20 protein-coding genes are annotated in these 17,775 nt (G+C 41.5%); 8 read left to right on the plus strand and 12 right to left on the minus strand.

Annotated features, from left to right (window positions below):
* Positions 1 to 10: 10 nt before the first annotated feature.
* On the minus strand, positions 11 to 463 hold the full coding sequence (locus MHB46_RS02705; RefSeq protein ID WP_028541357.1) for a MarR family winged helix-turn-helix transcriptional regulator: 453 nt from the start codon (positions 461 to 463) through the stop codon (positions 11 to 13).
* A gap of 189 nt (positions 464 to 652) precedes the next feature.
* Positions 653 to 1,084, minus strand: a complete 432-nt coding sequence (locus tag MHB46_RS02710; protein WP_341161529.1) for a MerR family transcriptional regulator — start codon at positions 1,082 to 1,084, stop codon at positions 653 to 655.
* Positions 1,085 to 1,200: 116 nt separating this feature from the next.
* On the opposite strand from MHB46_RS02710, the gene MHB46_RS02715 reads away from it, so the two are divergent.
* Positions 1,201 to 1,428 (plus strand): hypothetical protein, encoded by a 228-nt coding sequence (locus MHB46_RS02715; RefSeq protein ID WP_341161530.1) that lies wholly within the window; start codon positions 1,201 to 1,203, stop codon positions 1,426 to 1,428.
* Positions 1,429 to 1,649: 221 nt separating this feature from the next.
* Here MHB46_RS02715 and MHB46_RS02720 read toward each other — a convergent pair whose 3' ends face one another.
* Positions 1,650 to 2,492 carry an alpha/beta fold hydrolase gene (locus tag MHB46_RS02720; protein WP_341161531.1) on the minus strand — a complete coding sequence of 281 codons (843 nt, stop codon included), beginning with the start codon at positions 2,490 to 2,492 and terminating at the stop codon, positions 1,650 to 1,652.
* Positions 2,493 to 2,820: 328 nt separating this feature from the next.
* On the opposite strand from MHB46_RS02720, the gene MHB46_RS02725 reads away from it, so the two are divergent.
* The 4 genes from MHB46_RS02725 to MHB46_RS02740 are packed head-to-tail and all read left to right on the plus strand — an operon-like array spanning position 2,821 to position 6,805.
* On the plus strand, positions 2,821 to 4,251 hold the full coding sequence (locus MHB46_RS02725) for a spore germination protein (protein WP_341161532.1): 1,431 nt from the start codon (positions 2,821 to 2,823) through the stop codon (positions 4,249 to 4,251).
* 14 nt (positions 4,252 to 4,265) lie between these two features.
* Entirely contained in the window at positions 4,266 to 5,474 is a 1,209-nt protein-coding gene (locus MHB46_RS02730; protein WP_341161533.1) for a Ger(x)C family spore germination protein, read from the plus strand.
* Positions 5,475 to 5,479: 5 nt separating this feature from the next.
* Positions 5,480 to 5,707 (plus strand): hypothetical protein, encoded by a 228-nt coding sequence (locus MHB46_RS02735; RefSeq protein ID WP_165179693.1) that lies wholly within the window; start codon positions 5,480 to 5,482, stop codon positions 5,705 to 5,707.
* Positions 5,708 to 5,719: 12 nt separating this feature from the next.
* On the plus strand, positions 5,720 to 6,805 hold the full coding sequence (locus tag MHB46_RS02740; RefSeq protein WP_341161534.1) for a GerAB/ArcD/ProY family transporter: 1,086 nt from the start codon (positions 5,720 to 5,722) through the stop codon (positions 6,803 to 6,805).
* A 116-nt stretch (positions 6,806 to 6,921) separates the two neighbouring features.
* Here MHB46_RS02740 and MHB46_RS02745 read toward each other — a convergent pair whose 3' ends face one another.
* Complete coding sequence (locus MHB46_RS02745) at positions 6,922 to 7,614, minus strand: pseudouridine synthase (protein WP_341161535.1); 693 nt, start codon at positions 7,612 to 7,614, stop codon at positions 6,922 to 6,924.
* Between the two features lie 115 nt (positions 7,615 to 7,729).
* Complete coding sequence (locus tag MHB46_RS02750) at positions 7,730 to 7,927, minus strand: DUF3934 family protein (RefSeq protein WP_013310240.1); 198 nt, start codon at positions 7,925 to 7,927, stop codon at positions 7,730 to 7,732.
* Between the two features lie 210 nt (positions 7,928 to 8,137).
* On the opposite strand from MHB46_RS02750, the gene MHB46_RS02755 reads away from it, so the two are divergent.
* On the plus strand, positions 8,138 to 8,566 hold the full coding sequence (locus tag MHB46_RS02755; RefSeq protein ID WP_341161536.1) for a VOC family protein: 429 nt from the start codon (positions 8,138 to 8,140) through the stop codon (positions 8,564 to 8,566).
* Positions 8,567 to 8,667: 101 nt separating this feature from the next.
* Here MHB46_RS02755 and MHB46_RS02760 read toward each other — a convergent pair whose 3' ends face one another.
* Positions 8,668 to 9,039: a winged helix-turn-helix transcriptional regulator gene (locus MHB46_RS02760; RefSeq protein WP_160790722.1), complete on the minus strand. Its 372-nt coding sequence runs from the start codon at positions 9,037 to 9,039 to the stop codon at positions 8,668 to 8,670.
* Positions 9,040 to 9,272: 233 nt separating this feature from the next.
* Between MHB46_RS02760 and MHB46_RS02765 the strand changes: the two genes are divergently transcribed.
* Entirely contained in the window at positions 9,273 to 9,848 is a 576-nt protein-coding gene (locus MHB46_RS02765; RefSeq protein WP_322176160.1) for an NAD(P)H oxidoreductase, read from the plus strand.
* Positions 9,849 to 10,124: 276 nt separating this feature from the next.
* Here MHB46_RS02765 and MHB46_RS02770 read toward each other — a convergent pair whose 3' ends face one another.
* The 4 genes from MHB46_RS02770 to MHB46_RS02785 form a co-directional block, all read right to left on the minus strand.
* Positions 10,125 to 11,132, minus strand: a complete 1,008-nt coding sequence (locus MHB46_RS02770; protein WP_341161537.1) for a FecCD family ABC transporter permease — start codon at positions 11,130 to 11,132, stop codon at positions 10,125 to 10,127.
* Positions 11,129 to 12,154 carry a FecCD family ABC transporter permease gene (locus MHB46_RS02775; RefSeq protein WP_235306290.1) on the minus strand — a complete coding sequence of 342 codons (1,026 nt, stop codon included), beginning with the start codon at positions 12,152 to 12,154 and terminating at the stop codon, positions 11,129 to 11,131. The genes MHB46_RS02770 and MHB46_RS02775 overlap by 4 nt, the downstream gene beginning before the upstream one ends.
* 33 nt (positions 12,155 to 12,187) lie before the next feature.
* A complete protein-coding gene (locus tag MHB46_RS02780) occupies positions 12,188 to 13,171 on the minus strand; it encodes an ABC transporter substrate-binding protein (RefSeq protein ID WP_341161538.1) in 984 nt (327 codons plus the stop codon).
* Positions 13,172 to 13,304: 133 nt separating this feature from the next.
* A complete protein-coding gene (locus MHB46_RS02785) occupies positions 13,305 to 13,754 on the minus strand; it encodes an Imm63 family immunity protein (RefSeq protein ID WP_061830167.1) in 450 nt (149 codons plus the stop codon).
* A gap of 179 nt (positions 13,755 to 13,933) precedes the next feature.
* Here MHB46_RS02785 and MHB46_RS02790 point away from each other — a divergent pair, with 179 nt between their 5' ends.
* Complete coding sequence (locus MHB46_RS02790; RefSeq protein WP_165179703.1) at positions 13,934 to 14,365, plus strand: hypothetical protein; 432 nt, start codon at positions 13,934 to 13,936, stop codon at positions 14,363 to 14,365.
* 44 nt (positions 14,366 to 14,409) lie between these two features.
* Here MHB46_RS02790 and MHB46_RS02795 read toward each other — a convergent pair whose 3' ends face one another.
* Both MHB46_RS02795 and MHB46_RS02800 read right to left on the minus strand, forming a co-directional pair.
* Complete coding sequence (locus MHB46_RS02795; protein ID WP_341161539.1) at positions 14,410 to 15,330, minus strand: aminoglycoside phosphotransferase family protein; 921 nt, start codon at positions 15,328 to 15,330, stop codon at positions 14,410 to 14,412.
* Positions 15,331 to 15,520: 190 nt separating this feature from the next.
* Positions 15,521 to 17,542, minus strand: coding sequence for an NAD(P)/FAD-dependent oxidoreductase (locus MHB46_RS02800; protein ID WP_341161540.1), 2,022 nt, complete (start codon positions 17,540 to 17,542; stop codon positions 15,521 to 15,523).
* Positions 17,543 to 17,775 lie beyond the last annotated feature (233 nt).

The raw sequence follows: 17,775 nt of genomic DNA on the forward strand, positions 1-17,775 counted from the left end.
CTCTCTCTCCTCACTTTTTTTCATTCTCGCATTCTATCAGGTTATCTAAAGTTCTTATTAAGAAACTTTGATACAATGCTATTTCTTCCTCGCTAAATCCCTTGTAAAAAATCTCTCCGACTTCATCAATAATCTTTTTGTTCAATTCCACTAATTTTTCATTTCTGTTCACTACTTTAACTATTGTTTTCCGTTTGTCTGTTTGGCAAGGCATAAAACTGATATGTCCTGCTTTTTCCAACTTAGCTAATATACTCGTTAAAGTTGACTTTTGAAGATTGGTAACCCTTGAGATTTCATGTATAGGTATTTCGTCTTTCGTCCAAAGATAAAACAAAATCCTTGCTTGAGTTGCTGTTAAAGTATCAACCTCAGATTCCCTGTGTTTTCTTGAAACTATTCTAGCCAGCAATGCATCTATGGATGCTGATAAAAAAACAGATCTTCCTTTTATAATTCCCATGTGCACCTCCATTTTCTCAAAAAAAGTACCATATCGTACTAATATTATAGTTCGATATGGTACTATTTTCAACCTGTATTTTTTGAATGTTTGCATTCATTATCTCTTGCGATCTGTAGATCACCCCAATTAATAGTAGTAAGTACGGCTCAACAGACATTAGGCATTCACTACAGCGAGGAAAATGTTTTATTGGGATGCATGGATGGTTAAAATTTGAACAGGGATCTTAATTAAATACTCTTCATAACCTCTAACTGAAAGATCATCTAACAAAACATCCTCATAAAAAAATCCCTGTAATTCTATGCTCTTATCTTTAGCATAATTTATTATTCGATCATAAGTGTCACATACGCTTGAGTATCCCTCTGTATGGTACGCGATTAAATATGTTCCTTTTTCTCGATTGAAATTTGAATAATTTGATTTTTTACTAACTCTAGTAAAAAGATAATCATAATTGAATGTTTCATTTGTTAAGACTCTTTTAGTATCTCTCATCCAGCCTACTGTATGGGAAGCATCAATACTATAAATGTTCAAGTACTTTTCGTGTTTTATCATAGAATCGTAAATGCTTTTATCATTTGTGTAAGGATCAGCCTCTGTTACTACCAAAAACTCCTCCTTTTTTTCCTCAATAATAATATCAGTTGTAACGATCTCAGTTGCTGCTTGGGTAATTCGTTTCTTCTTCTATAGAAGTAAAGGCATTGTCAAGGAAGGAAAGCAACTTGCCTAAAGGAGCACAAGTAGTTCTAGGTGATCTTGATATTCCCGAAACTATAAAAGCACATCTCACAGGACCAGAAGCATTGTCTACAAGAAGTATGGTTAAACAAATTTCTGTAGTTATAGATAAATACATTGATCTTGTTGAAATTACAGAAGAACAAGTTACAGGCAAGCCAGCCAGAACATTTACTCAATGGGTTAATGAAAACAAGCATTATTTTGTATAACCCCTTATGTACTTTTACTAATTACCTAACGGAAAACATTAGTTGAACGGGGAAAAGCGAAGAAAAAAGCGATAGGTCATGTTTGCTACAAGATAGCCCATTTCCCTAAGCACAACACTACATTATACTGAGCCAAGTAATAGAAACAGCGGCAGCCATGGGCGAAAAATAAAGTCTTAGACTGCCACTGTTTTATTCAACTATCCTACACATCAATTGACTTAATTGGGTATCGAAGTGTGTTTTGAGATAGAATCGATTATTAAATCCCAATCGTCGAAGTGAAGCTCATGCCCGGCACCTTTCAATGTCAGTAAAACTGCACCTGGAATTTCGTTAGCAAGATTTATTCCGTGTTCATAAGGGATAATCGGATCTTCAGTACCGTGAATCACCAGAGCAGGGACGTTTATTTCTTCTGTCCTAGCCAGATAGGATTCTCCTCCTGACAGCATTGCGTGATTGTTCATGCTGGCTATATTGTTGCTTCTTTTCCATTCTTCTTTTGCTAATTTATAAACTTTTTTCTCATCGAAAGCGTGTTTTGAACCTACTAGAATTCTTGATCTACCTATCACAAAATCGACCACCGATTGTTCGTTCGTCCAATCTATTGCTCCCATATTCGAGAAATAGTCCATAACCTTTTCCTCCATCGGTGGAAGATCGGGAGCAAAATTGGATGTTGATACGAGGGTAACGGTTAGAACTCTGCCTGGATGTCGCAGAGCTATCATTTGAGTCAGCATGCCGCCCATGGACATGCCCACAATATGCGCTTGCTCAATCTTATACGCATCCAATACTCGAATAGCATCATCTGCCATGTCTTCGAAAGTATAGTCCGGTTGCCCAGGTTCATAGGTTGTAGAACGTCCAACATCTCGGTTATCATAGCGAACGACAAAGCGACCTGTCTCTGCTAAACGCTGGCAGAATTCTTCCTCCCACCAGACCAGTGAGGATTGAGCCCCCATAATCAGTAATATTGCCGGGTTAACTTGTTTTCCGAAACTGTCAGTACAAATTACTATTCCATCGCTTTTTATGAGTTGTTCGTTCATGTAGAATTCCTCCCCTCAATGATATAGGTATTGTACCCTTCGTAGTCACCCTTCTGCTAGTCCTGACTAGGCCCAGCTATGGATTTTAGTGTTTTCCGTAGTCAAACGGATGTTTTAAGCACACAATTGGTTTCTTTCACGCTGTTTGCTATATCAAAATTTCCCTTATCCAAGAGTTTCTTGTTGTCCGCAGCTGTCTTCAAAAATTACTTAACCCGAATCCTCCACCTTTAAGATGTCATTGACCTTACTGACACAAACTCAATTATGGATTATTGTGGTATTATTACGGATTATTGTTAATACTACGTATCTGAGGAGGGTGAAAATGAAGTTACATACCAAATTTTCAAGACAATTATGCCGGAATATCGATCTCATTTGTGACTTCATGGGAAACAGTTCGGATTTTATTGTTCGTGAAATCACAGTTGGCCATAAACACGCCGCACTTTTTTATTTGGACGGAATGACTGACATGCAAAAGGTACAGGACAATGTGATCCGTCCGTTGCATGATCGTGTTTCCTCTGATGAGATCACTTTACCGTTATTGAAAAACGCAATTTTGGACATTGGGGAAGCAAGCTTTACTCAAAACTTTGAAGATGCTTTGGAACAGATCCTCTCAGGTGGTCTTCTCCTACTTCTGGACGATATGGATGAAGGATTGGTCATTTCTTTGCCTGGATGGGAAGAACGCAGCATTACGGACTCGAAGACACAGCCTGTGGTCAGAGGTCCGCAAGAAGCGTTTACAGAAACTTTACGTACGAATACGACTATGGTTCGTCGAAGGGTGAAGGATACAAGAGTACGTCTAACTACGGTAAAAGTTGGCGAAAAAACCAAGACCGATGTATCTGTCATGTATTTACATGGGGTCGCTGACCCAAAAAAGGTGCAGGACATGATATCCAAGTTAAAGAACATGCATGTAGAAGGTGTACTTGAAAGCGAATATTTGGAAGAATGTCTCCATGAAGATAAGCAACTCACGATATTTCCGCTCTTTTATAATTCTGATCGGCCTGACTCTATTGCAGCAGGAATTATGGAGGGGAAAATTGCGATATTTGTGGATGGATCTCCCTTCGCCATCCTTGCACCTGCGGTGTTTGCAGATTTCCTTCAATCCGCAGAAGATTATTATCAATCCTTTATTTACAGCAGTATCATTCGAATATTAAGGTACATCTGTCTAGCAATCTGTATGTTGGCTCCGGCCATTTATGTCGCATTAACGACATTCCATCAGGATATGATTCCAACAGTTTTGTTATTAAGCTTATCCGCGCAACGTGAAGGAGTACCGTTTCCAGCATTTATTGAGGCAATGATCATGGAAGTGGTTTTTGAAATTCTGAGGGAGGCAGGTCTTCGTATGCCACGGACGGTCGGTCAAGCCGTTTCAATTGTTGGGTCAATAGTGATCGGCCAGGCAGCTGTAGAAGCAAACATCGTTTCGGCTGTTATGGTCATTGTTGTTGCAATAACTGCCATTTCGAGCTTTGTCATTCCCTCGTACACCTTTGCTATTCCAATCCGGATATTACGTTTCGCTTTCATAGGCATAGCCGCTATGTTTGGTGTGTACGGATTGACCGTTGGTATCCTCATGCTCTTTGTGCATCTGAATGGGCTTCATTCGTTCGGTGTACCATATTTGAGCCCCTTTGCCAATTACAAATCGTCGGAGCAGAGGGACGCCATATTGCGTTTTCCATATAGAACTAAAAAAAAACATCGCAAAAACTAAAGGAGTAGACTATCATGAACTCGTATCGATCCACCATTTTATTACTGTTTATGTGCATCTGGCTAATGGTGTTTCTTACGGGTTGCTGGAACAGTAAGGAATTGAGCGCAATTTCCGTCGTGATGGCTCTGGGCATTGATGCAGTTGATGACCAATATGAAGTCAGTTTACAAGTGGTTGACCCATCGAAAATGTCTCATAATTCCCCCATGGAACGGACGCCAACGATCGTTTTTTCCAAACGCGCCGATACCATATTTGAAGCTATTCGAAAATTAACAACGGAATCGTCCCGAAAAATGTATATGTCTCACTTAAAGTTTGTCATTTTTGATGAAAAAACGGCAAAAAAAGGAATCAAGGAGCCGCTGGACTTTCTGTTCCGTGATCATGAAGTTCGGCCTGATTTCTATTTGGCCGTTGTCAGAGGAAACTCGGCAAAGGAGGCCGTTACTTTTGTAGCTCCAACCGAGGTCTTGCCTGCAATGGATATGTATAAGGCATTAAGGCTTTCTGAAAAAGCATGGGCTCCAACTTCCGCGGTCAATGTGAAAGATATTTTACAAAAATTTACAGATGATGGCATTGAACCGGTTCTTACCGGTATTCGACTGACAAACCTAGAAAAAGGTCTAACTATTGATAATGTGACAAAGTCGCCCCAACATGTTAAATATTATTTCACTGGAATTGGTGTTTTCAAGGGCGACCGACTTATCGATTGGATGGATGATTCACAAAGTAAAGCCTTTACCTATATATCCAACCGTGTTTCCAGCACCGTAGCTTCCATCGATTGTCCGAATTCCAAAGGAAAATTTGTTGTTGAAGTAATCCGTTCCAAAGTAAAGATGCGTCCAGAAATAATAGACCATGAGCCGCACATTTCTCTTATTGTGGATACAGAATCCAATATCGGAACGGTCTCGTGCAATGCCAACCTTAAGAATGAAGAGACATTTAGAGATCTTCAAGAATCAGCTAAAGAGCATCTGGAACAGTCTTTGAAGGAAGGCATTTCGTACGCACAACAAATCGGTTCCGATATATTCGGGTTTGGAGAAGCTTTTCACCGCAAGTACCCACGTGAATGGCATAAATGGAAAGAGGATTGGCCACAAAAATTTCAAACGCTTAAAGTGGATATTCAGCTCAATTATCGTTTAGTCCGGTTCGGAGACATTACCAGTCCAATCGATATGGGAATACACAATCAGGAGTGAGTGCAATGCTTTATGTGATTCTCGTAACTTCCATTTTAACATCGTTGTATGAGTTTAAAAAATTTAAGGAGAAACAATATTTGCGTGAAATTGTATTCAGTTCGATATTGTTGATTATAGGCGTTATATTGATTATCCTACGGATCGCCAACATTAAACTGCCGACTCCACTGACGGGTGTTCAAATCCTATTTCAACCGATAAGTAGGTTACTTACAGAAATGTTATCTTAAGGGGGCATTGGAATGAATTCCAATTTGACAGTTCGACAAGCTATTTTGTGGTTTGCATTGTATCAAATAGGAAGCGCATATCTGGTGCTCCCAGCGGTAATTACCGCTGTCGCTAAACAAGATGCCTGGCTCTCCATCCCAGTCTCCTTAGGTTTCCATCTGTTATTGATACCTTTATATGCCTCCATCGCTAGGCAAATGCAGGGGAAATCTTTCGTAGAGCATCTCCGTTGCCTCTTCGGTCCCTTGGGCGGGACGATCAGCATCGTTTTCATTTTTTTCTTTCCCTTTCTTGTGTTCATTATGACACTTCGAAATCTGGGCGACTTTATCACGATAGCTATTATGCCGGAAACTCCCTCCGACGCGATATATTTCATCATGCTTATAGTCATTTATTTTGCCGTTCGATCAGGCCCTGCTGTAATTGGCCGTTGTGCGGAAATTCTATTTTTTTTCCTTCTGGTTCTGTATCTGTTGGTCAGGTTTACCCTTCTTTCTGATACCACCATAAATAATGTGCTCCCTATTTTTGAGTATGGTTTGAACCCTATCGTTCTCGCATCGTTCAATTTGTTTGCCTTTCCCTACCTTGAGGCAATTCTGTATCTTTTTTTTGCACAGTACATCCCCGATCCAAAAAAGTGGAGAAAGACAGTGATAACTTGTGCTTTGATTAGCGGCGGCATGTATTTTTTCATGGTTTTACAAATAATCGCCGTGATGAGTGAAGGTGTTGTATCTAATTTGACATTTCCTACTTTTTTTATTAACCGAACAATCAGTAACGGAGAGTTTCTTCAACGGTTTGAAATTTTCGTTGCAGTGTTTTGGTTTGTCACCATTTTTTTCAGACTCGCACTGCTTTTATATGTTTCAGCGCAAGGGCTTGCAGATGCTTTTCGTCTTCGAAGCGCTAACTCTCTCTTAGTTCCTCTGATCCTAATCGCATTGGCAATGGTTCATTCTATTTGGCCAAATATGCAATTTTTAATCAAGTTTTTTTCAGTATGGCCTTTTTACGCCATGATTTTCGGTATCGTGTTTCCTATTGTGCTATGGCTGGTGGGTAAGGTATCGTTGAAATTAAGTAAATAGTATCACTAAAGTTGCGTTGGCTATATGAACATACTGTCCAATTCCAGCCTCTCCACCACGTCCAAAGGACATGGAAGACGCCTATTGGGCTAGGGGACTTGCTCTTGTTGTAATCATTATTGCAATTTAGCAAGAAGTAACTCCAGTTCCTCCCTCTCAAGATGTCTCCATTGGCCCCGTTCCAGATGATCCAAGGTAATATTCATAATTCGAACACGTTCCAACTTTAGCACCCTGTACCCCAAAGCCTTGCACATCCTGCGAATTTGCAAGTTCAGACCTTGCGTCAAAATAATGCGGAACTCGTATTCGCTTGTACGATCAACTTTGCACGGTTTGGTAATGACGTTCAATATTTCAACGCCACGAGACATGGCTTGCATAAACTCGTTTGTAACAGGTTTGTCTACAGTCACTATATATTCCTTCTCATGACCATTCTCGGAACGCATCATTTGATTGACAATGCTTCCATCGTTGGTTAATAGAATGAGTCCCTCTGACGCTTTGTCCAGCCTGCCGATGGCAAAAATCCGCGAAGGATAGTTAACATAACTAATAATATTGCCAGCCACTTGCTCTGCTGCGGTACAAACAATGCCTATAGGCTTATTCAGAGCCAAATATACAGGTTCACTGGAATTAAGCGGAATAACTTCCCCATCAATTAGCACGATATCCTGTAGCTCTACTTCTGCGCCCGCTTCACAAACATTTCCATTAATCGTAATTCGTCCTGCTGCAATCAGCCTGTTGGTTTCCCGACGTGAGCAGAATCCTGTCTCACTGATGTACTTGCTAATTCTCACGATTCACCTGCTTCTGATTATAATATGCGAGTTTAAGTAAAATAATTAAAAAAACACCTGATTGTTCTTGCTTAATCAGATGTTCGCCGTTTACGACAACGTATACTTTCCCGGCTTATTTGCTACTGTTACCGCCGCTTTTATTCCTTGTTGGTTTGGCAGTGCCGCCTTTTGTGCCACCTGCCGCTTTGCTTCCCGGTGCGCTTGTAGAAGCACTTTTTGTCCTTACTGGCTTCGCAGTTTTGTTCCAGCGTGTCCAGCCCTTACTACCTGTACCTCTGCCGGTTCCGCCGCCCTTGCTTTTTCCACCCATATGATCACTCCATTACTAGTCGTTCAGATTTAACTAAGCTATCATACCATTACTTTGATCATAATGCCCATTTGTTTTAAAAATTGAACATGTTAAGCCGCAAATACTTTCGCAAAACGGATCTTATTGTATTTTTGTTTGTTTGCAGGTAAATAATGAAATAAGATCGTATAGTATGGAAAAATTATGATTCTTGAAGGAGTAAAACACATGTCTGTTGATGTTTATTTTAACTTTAATGGAAACTGTCGTGAAGCAGCGGAGTTTTACGCAGAGGCATTTGGGACTGAGAAACCACAAATCATGACGTTCGGTGAAGCACCGCCCAATCCCAATTATCCTCTACCAGAAGAAGCCAAAAATTTGGTCATGCATACGCGGCTTCAAATTGATGGTAGTAATGTCATGTTTTCAGACGTTTTTCCTGGTATGCATTTCGTAGCCGGAAACAACATCAGCCTCGCCATCGTCAATAAGGACGAAGAGAAAATTCGATCGTACTTTCATAAATTAAAAGAAGGAGGAACCGTAAGCATGGAACTTCAAGAAACATTCTGGAGCAAATGTTACGGTAGCCTTAAAGATAAGTTCGGAATTGAATGGCAATTAAGTTATGATAACGGAATGACCAACAGTTAGTCTTTAATATTGTTATACGACAATTAAGCCCTCGAAAGCTATTCTGATTGAATGCATTGTGAGGGCTTAATATTAGCTTGAAGTTACTCTATACAGCAGCCTTAGAATTCTTCCAAGACCTTGGATTTGTCTCCATGGATCTTATCCAGGTGATCCTCTCCCCAGTAGCATAAATGGTCTAGCGCGGGTTTTAATCCCCAGCCGTAGTCCGTTAACTCATACTCCACTTTAGGAGGGATTTCATTATAAACCTTTCGTGTAACGATCTCATCCTTTTCTAGGCCTCTGAGCTGAGTAGTCAGCATTTTTTGTGTAATGCCGGGTATTAACCGACGAAACTCAGACGTTCGTTTCCGTCCTGTCATCAGATGATAGATAATTAAAGGCTTCCATTTCCCTCCCATCACCTCTAAAGCCGCTTCCACTCCAACTTGATACTTCTTTTGAACCCTATTTTTTATCTGTTCAGTCATTTCTTAATCCTCCTTTAGAAGGCTTCGTTTGCTCAGAACAACCATCACTTCAATTCATTACTCAGATCAGTTTCTAGGGAATCTACCTAGGGCACTTCCATGTTCCTATGGCACCTGTATCATCCTATAGAACTTGAAAGTGCGTACTTCCAGATTATTTTCCTACTGTATATAATAGCATCAAGCATTGAGCATTCCCAGAAGTAAACTATTGAGAAAGGTAGTGAAGAAGCATGAAAGTATTAACCGTTGTTTCACACCCGAGAAAAGATTCCTTGACCTTTAAGGTTGCTGATCGTTTCGTACAGGGTCTTGCCGATGCAGGCCACGATTATGAGATATTGGATTTGCATGAGATTGGTTTTGATCCTATTTTAAAAGGAGTAGATGAACCGGATTTGACAGTTGCGGAACAGTCCTTTTCCCCTGAAGTAGAAATGGAAATGAGGCGGATGAAGGAGCATGATGCATTGGCATTTATTTTTCCTCTTTGGTGGTGGAATTTGCCAGCTATGCTGAAGGGTTATATTGACCGTGTATGGAACAATGGGTTTGCGTACGGTTCGAATTACCTGCATCATCAGCATGTCTTGTGGATTGGCTTGGCCGGAGTTTCGAAGGAACAGATGAAAAAGCGTAAGTATGATGAAATGATTACTCATTTGCTGAATGTGGGAATTGCAGATTATTGCGGGGTTTCCAATTCCAAGGTTGAATTCTTATATGAGACCCTGAGTTCAAATTCCGGTCATTTTGAAATGCTGCTGGACCAAGCTTATCACTTGGGTTTGAATTATGCCAAGGATTAGGCTTTAAGTAGGCTGAGTTTGAACAATCGTGACAACTTATTGGCCCAACGTATCAAAACTCCTACAATGATAATGTGTTTCCTACAATAATTGTTCAGCTTTATAGCAAATCAATTTTTTACAATCCCCACCCTTCAACACGAAGGCCGGAAATCCTAACAGAATGTGAGAAAGAATTGTTTTTCCACAAGGAGACCTAAGTAGTAACAAAAAAAGATACTAACCCAGCCATATTTTGCATGGACATGGGTTAGCGTCTCTTCATTTATCGTGCATTTAACTGGCTTTCGACAGCAAGTAAAGGAAATAAGGGGTGACCAGTATGGTGATAATAATTCCGGTTGGAATATCTGCACCAAAACTAATCGTCCGAGTAAGTGTGTCAGCAATCAAAATGACGAGTGCACCAACTAATGCCGTCGTAGGTAGCAATAGCTTATGATTGGGCCCTACTAGCTTGCGCGCTAGATGGGGACTGACCATGCCTACAAAAAAGAAATTTCCGCCAAGTGCCACGCTACCAGAAGCGAGCGCAACGGCAGCAATCGTCAAGCCGATAAACTCCCTTTTAATTGCTACGCCGAGCCCCGATGCTGTCTGATTCCCCAAATTCAACGTATTGAGTGTGTTCGACCTGTAAAAAACGTAAAAGCAAATGATAAGCACCCACGGGAGCAGCACCATAATATAGCTCCAGTCGTCCCCCCACAGATCTCCAGCCTGCCATCGCAGAGCAAAGTCATACTGTTGCTTGTCTAGCCGGAGTGTCAACATCAGAGATAATGCGCTATAGCCACTGCCCATAGCGACACCAGTTAAAATTAAGCCTGTAGGCGAGATGTCTCTTCCCCGCCTGAAAGCAAACATAAAAATCATAAATGCTGCCGTAAGGCCGCCTGCAAAAGCCAGCCCAGGAAGAAGAATAGGCGATAGCAATCCTTCACTAGCGAACAACGTAATATACATAAGTACAAATAACCCTGAGCCTGAGCTGATGCCGAGTGTTCCCGGACTGGCCATGTCGTTTTTGAGCAAGCTTTGCATAATACAGCCTGATATCCCCATGCCAATACCTACCAATATAGAAAGCACAATACGTGGCAGTCGAAAGTCAAACACGATCAGGTTCTGTTTGCTCGTTCCTTCGCCAATGATAACCTTGAAAACTTCGAGTGGAGAAAGGTTCATTTTCCCAACATTCATACTAAGTACAGCCACTAGCAGCGTCAGCACTACTAACAGTAAAATAATGCTAATCCCCCTGGTATTACGGGACGGTTTCAACTAAACTCCCTCCTCTGCTTGCGCACAAGGTAGAGAAAATAGGGTACGCCCACCAAGGCAAAAATAATGCCAAGGGGTGTTTCGTGGGGACGATTGATTAGACGTCCGAGTAAATCCGCCGCCAACAGAAAGACTGCTCCATACAAAGCTGAGGCCGGGATAATATACCGATAATCCGTTCCGACCAGATGGCGCATAATGTGTGGCACGATCAAACCAACGAAGCCAACAGGGCCGACCACAATAACCGATAACCCCGTTAGAATTAATACAATTAAGGTTGAAAATAGCTTAATCCTGTTCGCACGAATACCCAAGCCTGATGCCACATCCTCCCCGAAGCTCAAAATCGTAATCGAGGGAGAAAGCACGATGGCACAGATCAAACCCACTACAAACAGTGGCGCAATGAAAGCTAATTCACCCCACTTGGCACTGGCTGTACCACCAGCAGACCAGTAATCAAGGGCTTGGCCAATCTCATACTTAATAGCGATAAACGTACTAAACGCACCAAAAAGCATGGAGATGGACATTCCTGCCAGCACCAGTCGCTGAGGCGTCATTCCTCGCTTGCCTATAGATGCGATGTAATACGTAATGCCTGTAGTGATTGCTGCACCTAGACAAGAATACAGCATGGTTTCTCCGTAGGTGCGACCAGGCAAAAAGGCCATACATAACGCAATTGCAAATGTCGACCCAGAACTTATGCCAATGAGTCCCGAATCCGCTAGTGGATTACGAGTGGTTCCCTGCATAATTGCCCCACACACAGCCAAGCTGCACCCTACAATGATATCTGCCACGGTTCGTGGAAAACGCAAGGTGTGAATAATCTGATGTTCTGTAATGTTGGGATCAAACTGAAATATAGCACCCCATGCCAGCTTCAGGCTCATTTCCGCAGCACCAAAGGTAATAGATGCTGCGGTAACCAGCAGGAGCAGGAACACGCCCACGATCATGTAGCTTACAAAATGAAATATTCCTTTTTTATTTGGTTCTTTGTGAGTAGACATCGATTACACCCTTAGTTGGTCAATTATGCATCGTTACTTAGTCTGTTCCAGCAATTTGCTAATAATATAATCTAGCTGTCCCGTCATACTAGCAACGTCCGAATAATAGAACAGTCCTGCATATTTCGCTGGAATTTCGATGATATGTCCGTTTTTAACGGCTGGAATACTGCTCCAGATTTTTGTCTTCGCATATTCAGATTCCTTGCCTTCCTGCTTAAACCAAAGGACATAATCTCCAAAGTATTCAGCAGCTACCTCGTAGGATAAAGAACCCCGACTCTCTACGGAATTTTTAACCAATGTGTTGAGCTTTTCCGGTTTGTGAAGTCCCAGATAATTGTAAAGCAACGTTCCTCCACGTGAGCCTGTTTCATAATATATTCCGTAAGAACCACTGCCCCAATCCTCGAAAATGCTAAACGTTTTGTCCTTGAATATGTCGGAATTTAGTTTTTCTTTGGCCTGACTCAGCTTGCTTTCAAACAGTGAAATCACTTTGTCTGCTTCTGCTTCATGTCCTGTGGCCTGACCAAGGAATTTCAGACGTTCTATAGAAGTCATTTTATCCTCAGGTATCACAAGAACAGGCGCAATTTTAGACAGCTTATCATAATCCTTTGTATCATATGTAATGATGAGATCAGGATCATACTTCATAATTTCCTCAGTTTCCCACTTTTCAATATTGGGGATGTCGTTAAACTTATCGTAAAAAGGCATCGTTTCTTGTTTCCACCCCATGACTGCGGCTGGCTTAATCCCTAGTGTAAATACATCGCCAACATACCAGTTCACGACTACCCGTTGAGGATTAGCGGGCACCTTCACGTCTCCTTTTATCGTAGAGACTGTACGCGTATCAGAATCACTGCTTGCCTCTTCCTTCACGGACGACGCGGGTTTAGCAGCTGAATCAGAGGAACTGCCAGCATTCCCGCAACCTGAAATAACGAAAATCACTACGAATAGTGCACATAAAATCATGTGAAACTTCTTATTCATCATACGATGCATGTTGTAAATCTCCTTTGAAATATAGTAAGTGCAAAACATACTTAAAATTAGTGATATTGATAATCATTATCACTAATATCAAATTGTAAATTTTACCTCACTGATTGTCAACTGTTTCTTTAAGTTTTATGTTTTACTTTAATGGGTTCTCCAGCTCCCCTCTTCTATTTGCTTCATGCCATTCCTGATAGATTCCTCCAATTTCATAAAAGGCTTTGTTCATTACAGTTGTCAGCTCCTTCATGATCTCCTTGGTATATTTTAAATGAGTATTTATGTTATCCACTTTATATTTGCGAAGCAGATTTAGATGAGCAATGATGTGAATCGTATCTTCGATAATCCAATAAATCACATCCTCTACATCTTTCGTAAGCTTGTTCAGCATCTGTATGCCTCTTTCATACATCTGGAGCGTATAACCCCGCTTGCCTACTTGAACATACGGACTAAGATCATCATAAAAATCCGTACGGAAAGGTCGTCTTACATATTGCTCATACTGCTCTTCATATATTGAAGTTTGTTCAAGCAGCTTAATAGTCATATCTATGATTTCTTGTTCACTGTATATTTTTTTCATCAGATTTTCCCTTGCCTTTCTCTGCTAAATAAATTCAAGTCATAGTTAAATTAGATCACAAGTGATGCAATAAGAAGTCAAACTCTTTTTTTACCAACCATTAACAATTTTGTTTGATGCAAACGATAATTAGAATAGAGGGATTTCCCTCAATATATCCAACTGAAGGAGACAGGCGAATGAATAGAGTATGGACGAAAGCATCGGCTATTCTATTGGTAGTAATATCCCTGTTGTTCAATGGAACGTACGCGCTCGCAGCTTCAGCAACATCAACGTATATCGTTACGTTTCAACAAGCAACCTTGGTATCCAACGATCACGTAGGCAACGAATGGGCCATTGCTGCCCAGGTGGCGGGCCAATCCATTAGTGAAGGCAACAGCGAAAAGGTAAAGGTCAAATCAGGGGGCAGCATTAAGCTGTATGCGTATGCCGAGGAACAAGACAAAATTCCTGATGAAGGCGAAGCCACCAAGAATGTAAAGGTCTCCTCTGTTTCTGCCAAAGGTTCTACCGTTAAGCTAAGAGTGACGGTTACTGAAAACCGTGGGCGTTACTCAGGTCATCAAGCCGTTTGGGAATTTACGTATAAGATTAAGAAACAATAATAGAAAAAATAGACCGTCACTCCCAGGAGGGGCGATCTTCGCTTTTACAAGTCGCGGTAACTGGGCACATACCATTTCGGTATATAGGTTTGAAAGTAATCATACGCTTCCAAAACCTCTTCAGCTCGTTGCACCATATCGTCCACCTCTTTATTGCCAAATGGAATGGCCCAGTGAACCGATGAAAGCTGATTGCTTGCAATATACAGAGCCATTAATCTAAAAAATAAATCAGGTACATGGTTATTAAAATAACCGTGGATACGGCCCGAAGCGAATAAAGGACTTAATGCTGCACACCAGGTAATTCTATTGAATTCCTCCCAAGGATCACCATAATCCATTCTATTAAAATCGATGATACCCAGTTCACCGGATGGGGTAACCAACATATTGCCCACATGATAATCCCCATGCTGAAAAGTCTGGGGACGATTTTCTAATAGCTGACGATTTTGCTCAATAAAGCTTATGGCTTGATCTGCTCCCTTTAGGGGAATACCGCATGACTTATAGTTTGTAATATATCTGTTTATTTTTCCATTATAATGTTCAGCCCATGGGACTCGATCTTGCTCCGCATGAATCTCATGCATTTTTTTCAATGCATCTCCTGCTTGAACCCCGAGTTGATACTGTTGAGCTGCGGTCAACGTAGGGATAATCTCTTCAGCATCTTTCCCTTCGATCCAGGTGAACAGGGAATATACAGATTGACCATCATGACAAAGCCCAAATTCAAGCGGCCGGGACATGAACAGATTCTCCACGTGGTTCAGCTTTGTTACAGCTTCAAACTCGCGCTTCTTTTTATCATAATGAACCATATCCGCCATTCTTAGCAGCAAGTCCCTACCGTCAGTGGTTTGAATATAATATTTCTTGTCACTGGACCAGCCTCTATGAATTTCTTCCACGTGTCTCCACCTGCTGGCACCCGGTATTTCACTAAAGAGTTGATTCACGCTCATCCCCCCAAGTTAAGATAGCCTTACTTACTATATATGCTTTCCATAGTTTACCTTCGTAATGACAGAGGAATCAATCCTCTTCCCGGAAAAACTCAAATAAAAAAGGCTGAAAAGACAAGCCGTCTCTTCAACCTCAATATTCACTGAGTTGCCATCGTGAACACCCATCACTTGTATTTTCAAATCAGTAAGAATAAGAAAACTCATGTTTAAATTCGTCTACCCGTTGAATGGTTTTCAGAATATTGCGACCTTCACGTGTGCCATCAATAATACGACGAGCTTGTTTACTATCCCCGATATTAATAACTTCTACTTGATGTTCTTTACCATATTCGAGCAAGCTGTCCATCAGCGGACTGTATGAACGCATACCCAAGCATACGAATCCAAGGTCAAAAGGAATCTCAAACTCCTGTTCTCCGTGCTTTACTTTGAAGCGGTCGCTACACACTTCTGTCAAAGCTGTTTCCGTATGGACGTTCACTTCCCGCTCCTCTACCATTTTCATCATGGAAATCCGGGTAATCATATCCAAATCTTTACCCAGTAGCGGCATCATCTCAATGATGGAAACCTCTTGTGCCCCGCGCTCTGCGTAATATTCGACAACATCCAGTCCCACAGCTCCGCCACCAACTACAGCAATGCGTTTACCTTCAAACTCCTGGAATTTCTCCATGTTGTGCAAAAGATCAAAGATGGAGAACACTTTTGTGCCTAGTTTGCCCAGTTGCTCATGCAAACCTGCAATGGGCGGAAGAAGTGGTGTGGCCCCCGTCGCATTGACAATAATATCAGGATTCAGGGCACTAATCATCGCCAAATCGGCTCGGGTCCCTGTTACAATGTTCAGATTGGTTAACTGTTTGGTGCGTTGAATCAGATAATCAGGGAAATCATTGATACGTGTTTTGTCTGGCAAGCGGGCAATATCACGAGCCAAGCCGCCCAACTCTGATTTCTCCTCAAAGAGGGTTACTTTGCAGCCTACTTCGGCTGCCGTACATGCAGCTTCCATACCAGCGGTCCCACCACCAATAACCACAACCTGAACATTGTTCTTAACTCGTTGTTTCCTGTATTCAGCTTCTTTGAACAGATCCGGATTTACCGTACAGCAAATCGGTTTACTTTTGGAGATACGGTGATCCGCACAACCAATGTTGCAAGAGATACATTTTCTAAGCAAATGTTCGTAGCCGTTTTGCACTTTAAGCACCCAGTTCGGTTCTGCAATCAAGCCTCTACCCATAGCCAGAAGATCAGCGTCACCTCTCTCCAAAATATTCTGCGCAACCTGTGGGTTCCGAATATTACCTGAGGTCATCGTGACCTTCCCGAATTTTTCTTTTACTGCTTTGGCCATATATGAGCGCCAACCATCCGGCAAGTTCATCCCGTCAATCTGGAACTGGATGGAATCATTCAGAGCAGCAGAAACGTTCAGAATATCTACCTCATCATTAAGATACTCCAATAACTCGAGTGTATCTTCCAGTGTGTTCCCACCTTCTGTGAACTCTTCCGCGCTAAACCGTAAGCAAATAGGGAAAAATGGACCCACCACTGAACGAATTTCATCAATGACTAATCTGGCAAAACGGGTACGGTTTTCTGCGCTTCCGCCAAATTCATCCGTGCGTTTATTATACATCGGCGAAAGAAACTGACTCAGCAAGTAGGAGTGTCCCGCATGAATTTCAACACAGTCAAATCCTGCTCGTTGCGCTCTTCCCGCTGCTTCTCCGTATTTGCGCACAATGGAGTAAATTTCTTCTTTTTGCAGAGGTCTTGGAATCACTCCGCCCTTTTTGGAAGGAATATTCGAAGAAGATACAGGCTGAACTCCGTTCAGTCGTCCCACATAAGCCGAAGCACCCGCATGGTTAATTTGTACAGAAACACAAGCTCCATAAGAGTGCAGGGCTTCTGTTAATCTAAATAGTCCGGGAATAAACTGATCGTTATCCATACGCAACTGGGTTGTTCCGTTCGTACCCATTGGGAAATCCAGACAAACATTTTCTACTGTTATCAAGCCGGTACCACCTTTGGCCCGTTGCACGTAATAGTCAATATGATCCTGAACAAAGCTTCCGTCCATGGCAGCAAAGTTAGTTCCCATCGGGGGCATAACAATCCGATTTTTCAAGGTCATGCGTCGTATGGTTAGAGGTTCAAAGATAGCAGGATAGTGGTTCATTGTTCTTCCTCCTTGCGAGTTTACAAATTTCATGTTCAAGCTTCCATTAAAGCATTTTTATATGTGATTTTTTTCACTTTTAGGAATATCGAGATGTTATTGAGTACGATCATTCCTTATGGTTTGATTTTATATCATCTAATTCATAAATTCTAATGCTATTTTATGTAGTGAATCATAGTTTCAGTCTATGGATTAACTGGATTAAGACATAAAAAAGGAACAAACCTGTG

The organism is Paenibacillus sp. FSL H7-0703 (assembly GCF_038003485.1).
In the GTDB taxonomy this organism is placed as follows: domain Bacteria; phylum Bacillota; class Bacilli; order Paenibacillales; family Paenibacillaceae; genus Paenibacillus; species Paenibacillus polymyxa_B.

Bases quoted from the DNA above. Each gene is read 5' to 3' on its own strand.
- MHB46_RS02705 (WP_028541357.1), bottom strand. From the start codon at position 463: ATGGGAATTATAAAAGGAAGATCTGTTTTTTTATCAGCATCCATAGAT.
- MHB46_RS02720 (WP_341161531.1), bottom strand. From the start codon at position 2,492: ATGAACGAACAACTCATAAAAAGCGATGGAATAGTAATTTGTACTGAC.
- MHB46_RS02725 (WP_341161532.1), top strand. From the start codon at position 2,821: ATGAAGTTACATACCAAATTTTCAAGACAATTATGCCGGAATATCGAT.
- MHB46_RS02730 (WP_341161533.1), top strand. From the start codon at position 4,266: ATGAACTCGTATCGATCCACCATTTTATTACTGTTTATGTGCATCTGG.
- MHB46_RS02735 (WP_165179693.1), top strand. From the start codon at position 5,480: ATGCTTTATGTGATTCTCGTAACTTCCATTTTAACATCGTTGTATGAG.
- MHB46_RS02740 (WP_341161534.1), top strand. From the start codon at position 5,720: ATGAATTCCAATTTGACAGTTCGACAAGCTATTTTGTGGTTTGCATTG.
- MHB46_RS02750 (WP_013310240.1), bottom strand. From the start codon at position 7,927: ATGGGTGGAAAAAGCAAGGGCGGCGGAACCGGCAGAGGTACAGGTAGT.
- MHB46_RS02755 (WP_341161536.1), top strand. From the start codon at position 8,138: ATGTCTGTTGATGTTTATTTTAACTTTAATGGAAACTGTCGTGAAGCA.
- MHB46_RS02760 (WP_160790722.1), bottom strand. From the start codon at position 9,039: ATGACTGAACAGATAAAAAATAGGGTTCAAAAGAAGTATCAAGTTGGA.
- MHB46_RS02765 (WP_322176160.1), top strand. From the start codon at position 9,273: ATGAAAGTATTAACCGTTGTTTCACACCCGAGAAAAGATTCCTTGACC.
- MHB46_RS02775 (WP_235306290.1), bottom strand. From the start codon at position 12,154: ATGTCTACTCACAAAGAACCAAATAAAAAAGGAATATTTCATTTTGTA.
- MHB46_RS02780 (WP_341161538.1), bottom strand. From the start codon at position 13,171: ATGCATCGTATGATGAATAAGAAGTTTCACATGATTTTATGTGCACTA.
- MHB46_RS02785 (WP_061830167.1), bottom strand. From the start codon at position 13,754: ATGAAAAAAATATACAGTGAACAAGAAATCATAGATATGACTATTAAG.
- MHB46_RS02790 (WP_165179703.1), top strand. From the start codon at position 13,934: ATGAATAGAGTATGGACGAAAGCATCGGCTATTCTATTGGTAGTAATA.
- MHB46_RS02800 (WP_341161540.1), bottom strand. From the start codon at position 17,542: ATGAACCACTATCCTGCTATCTTTGAACCTCTAACCATACGACGCATG.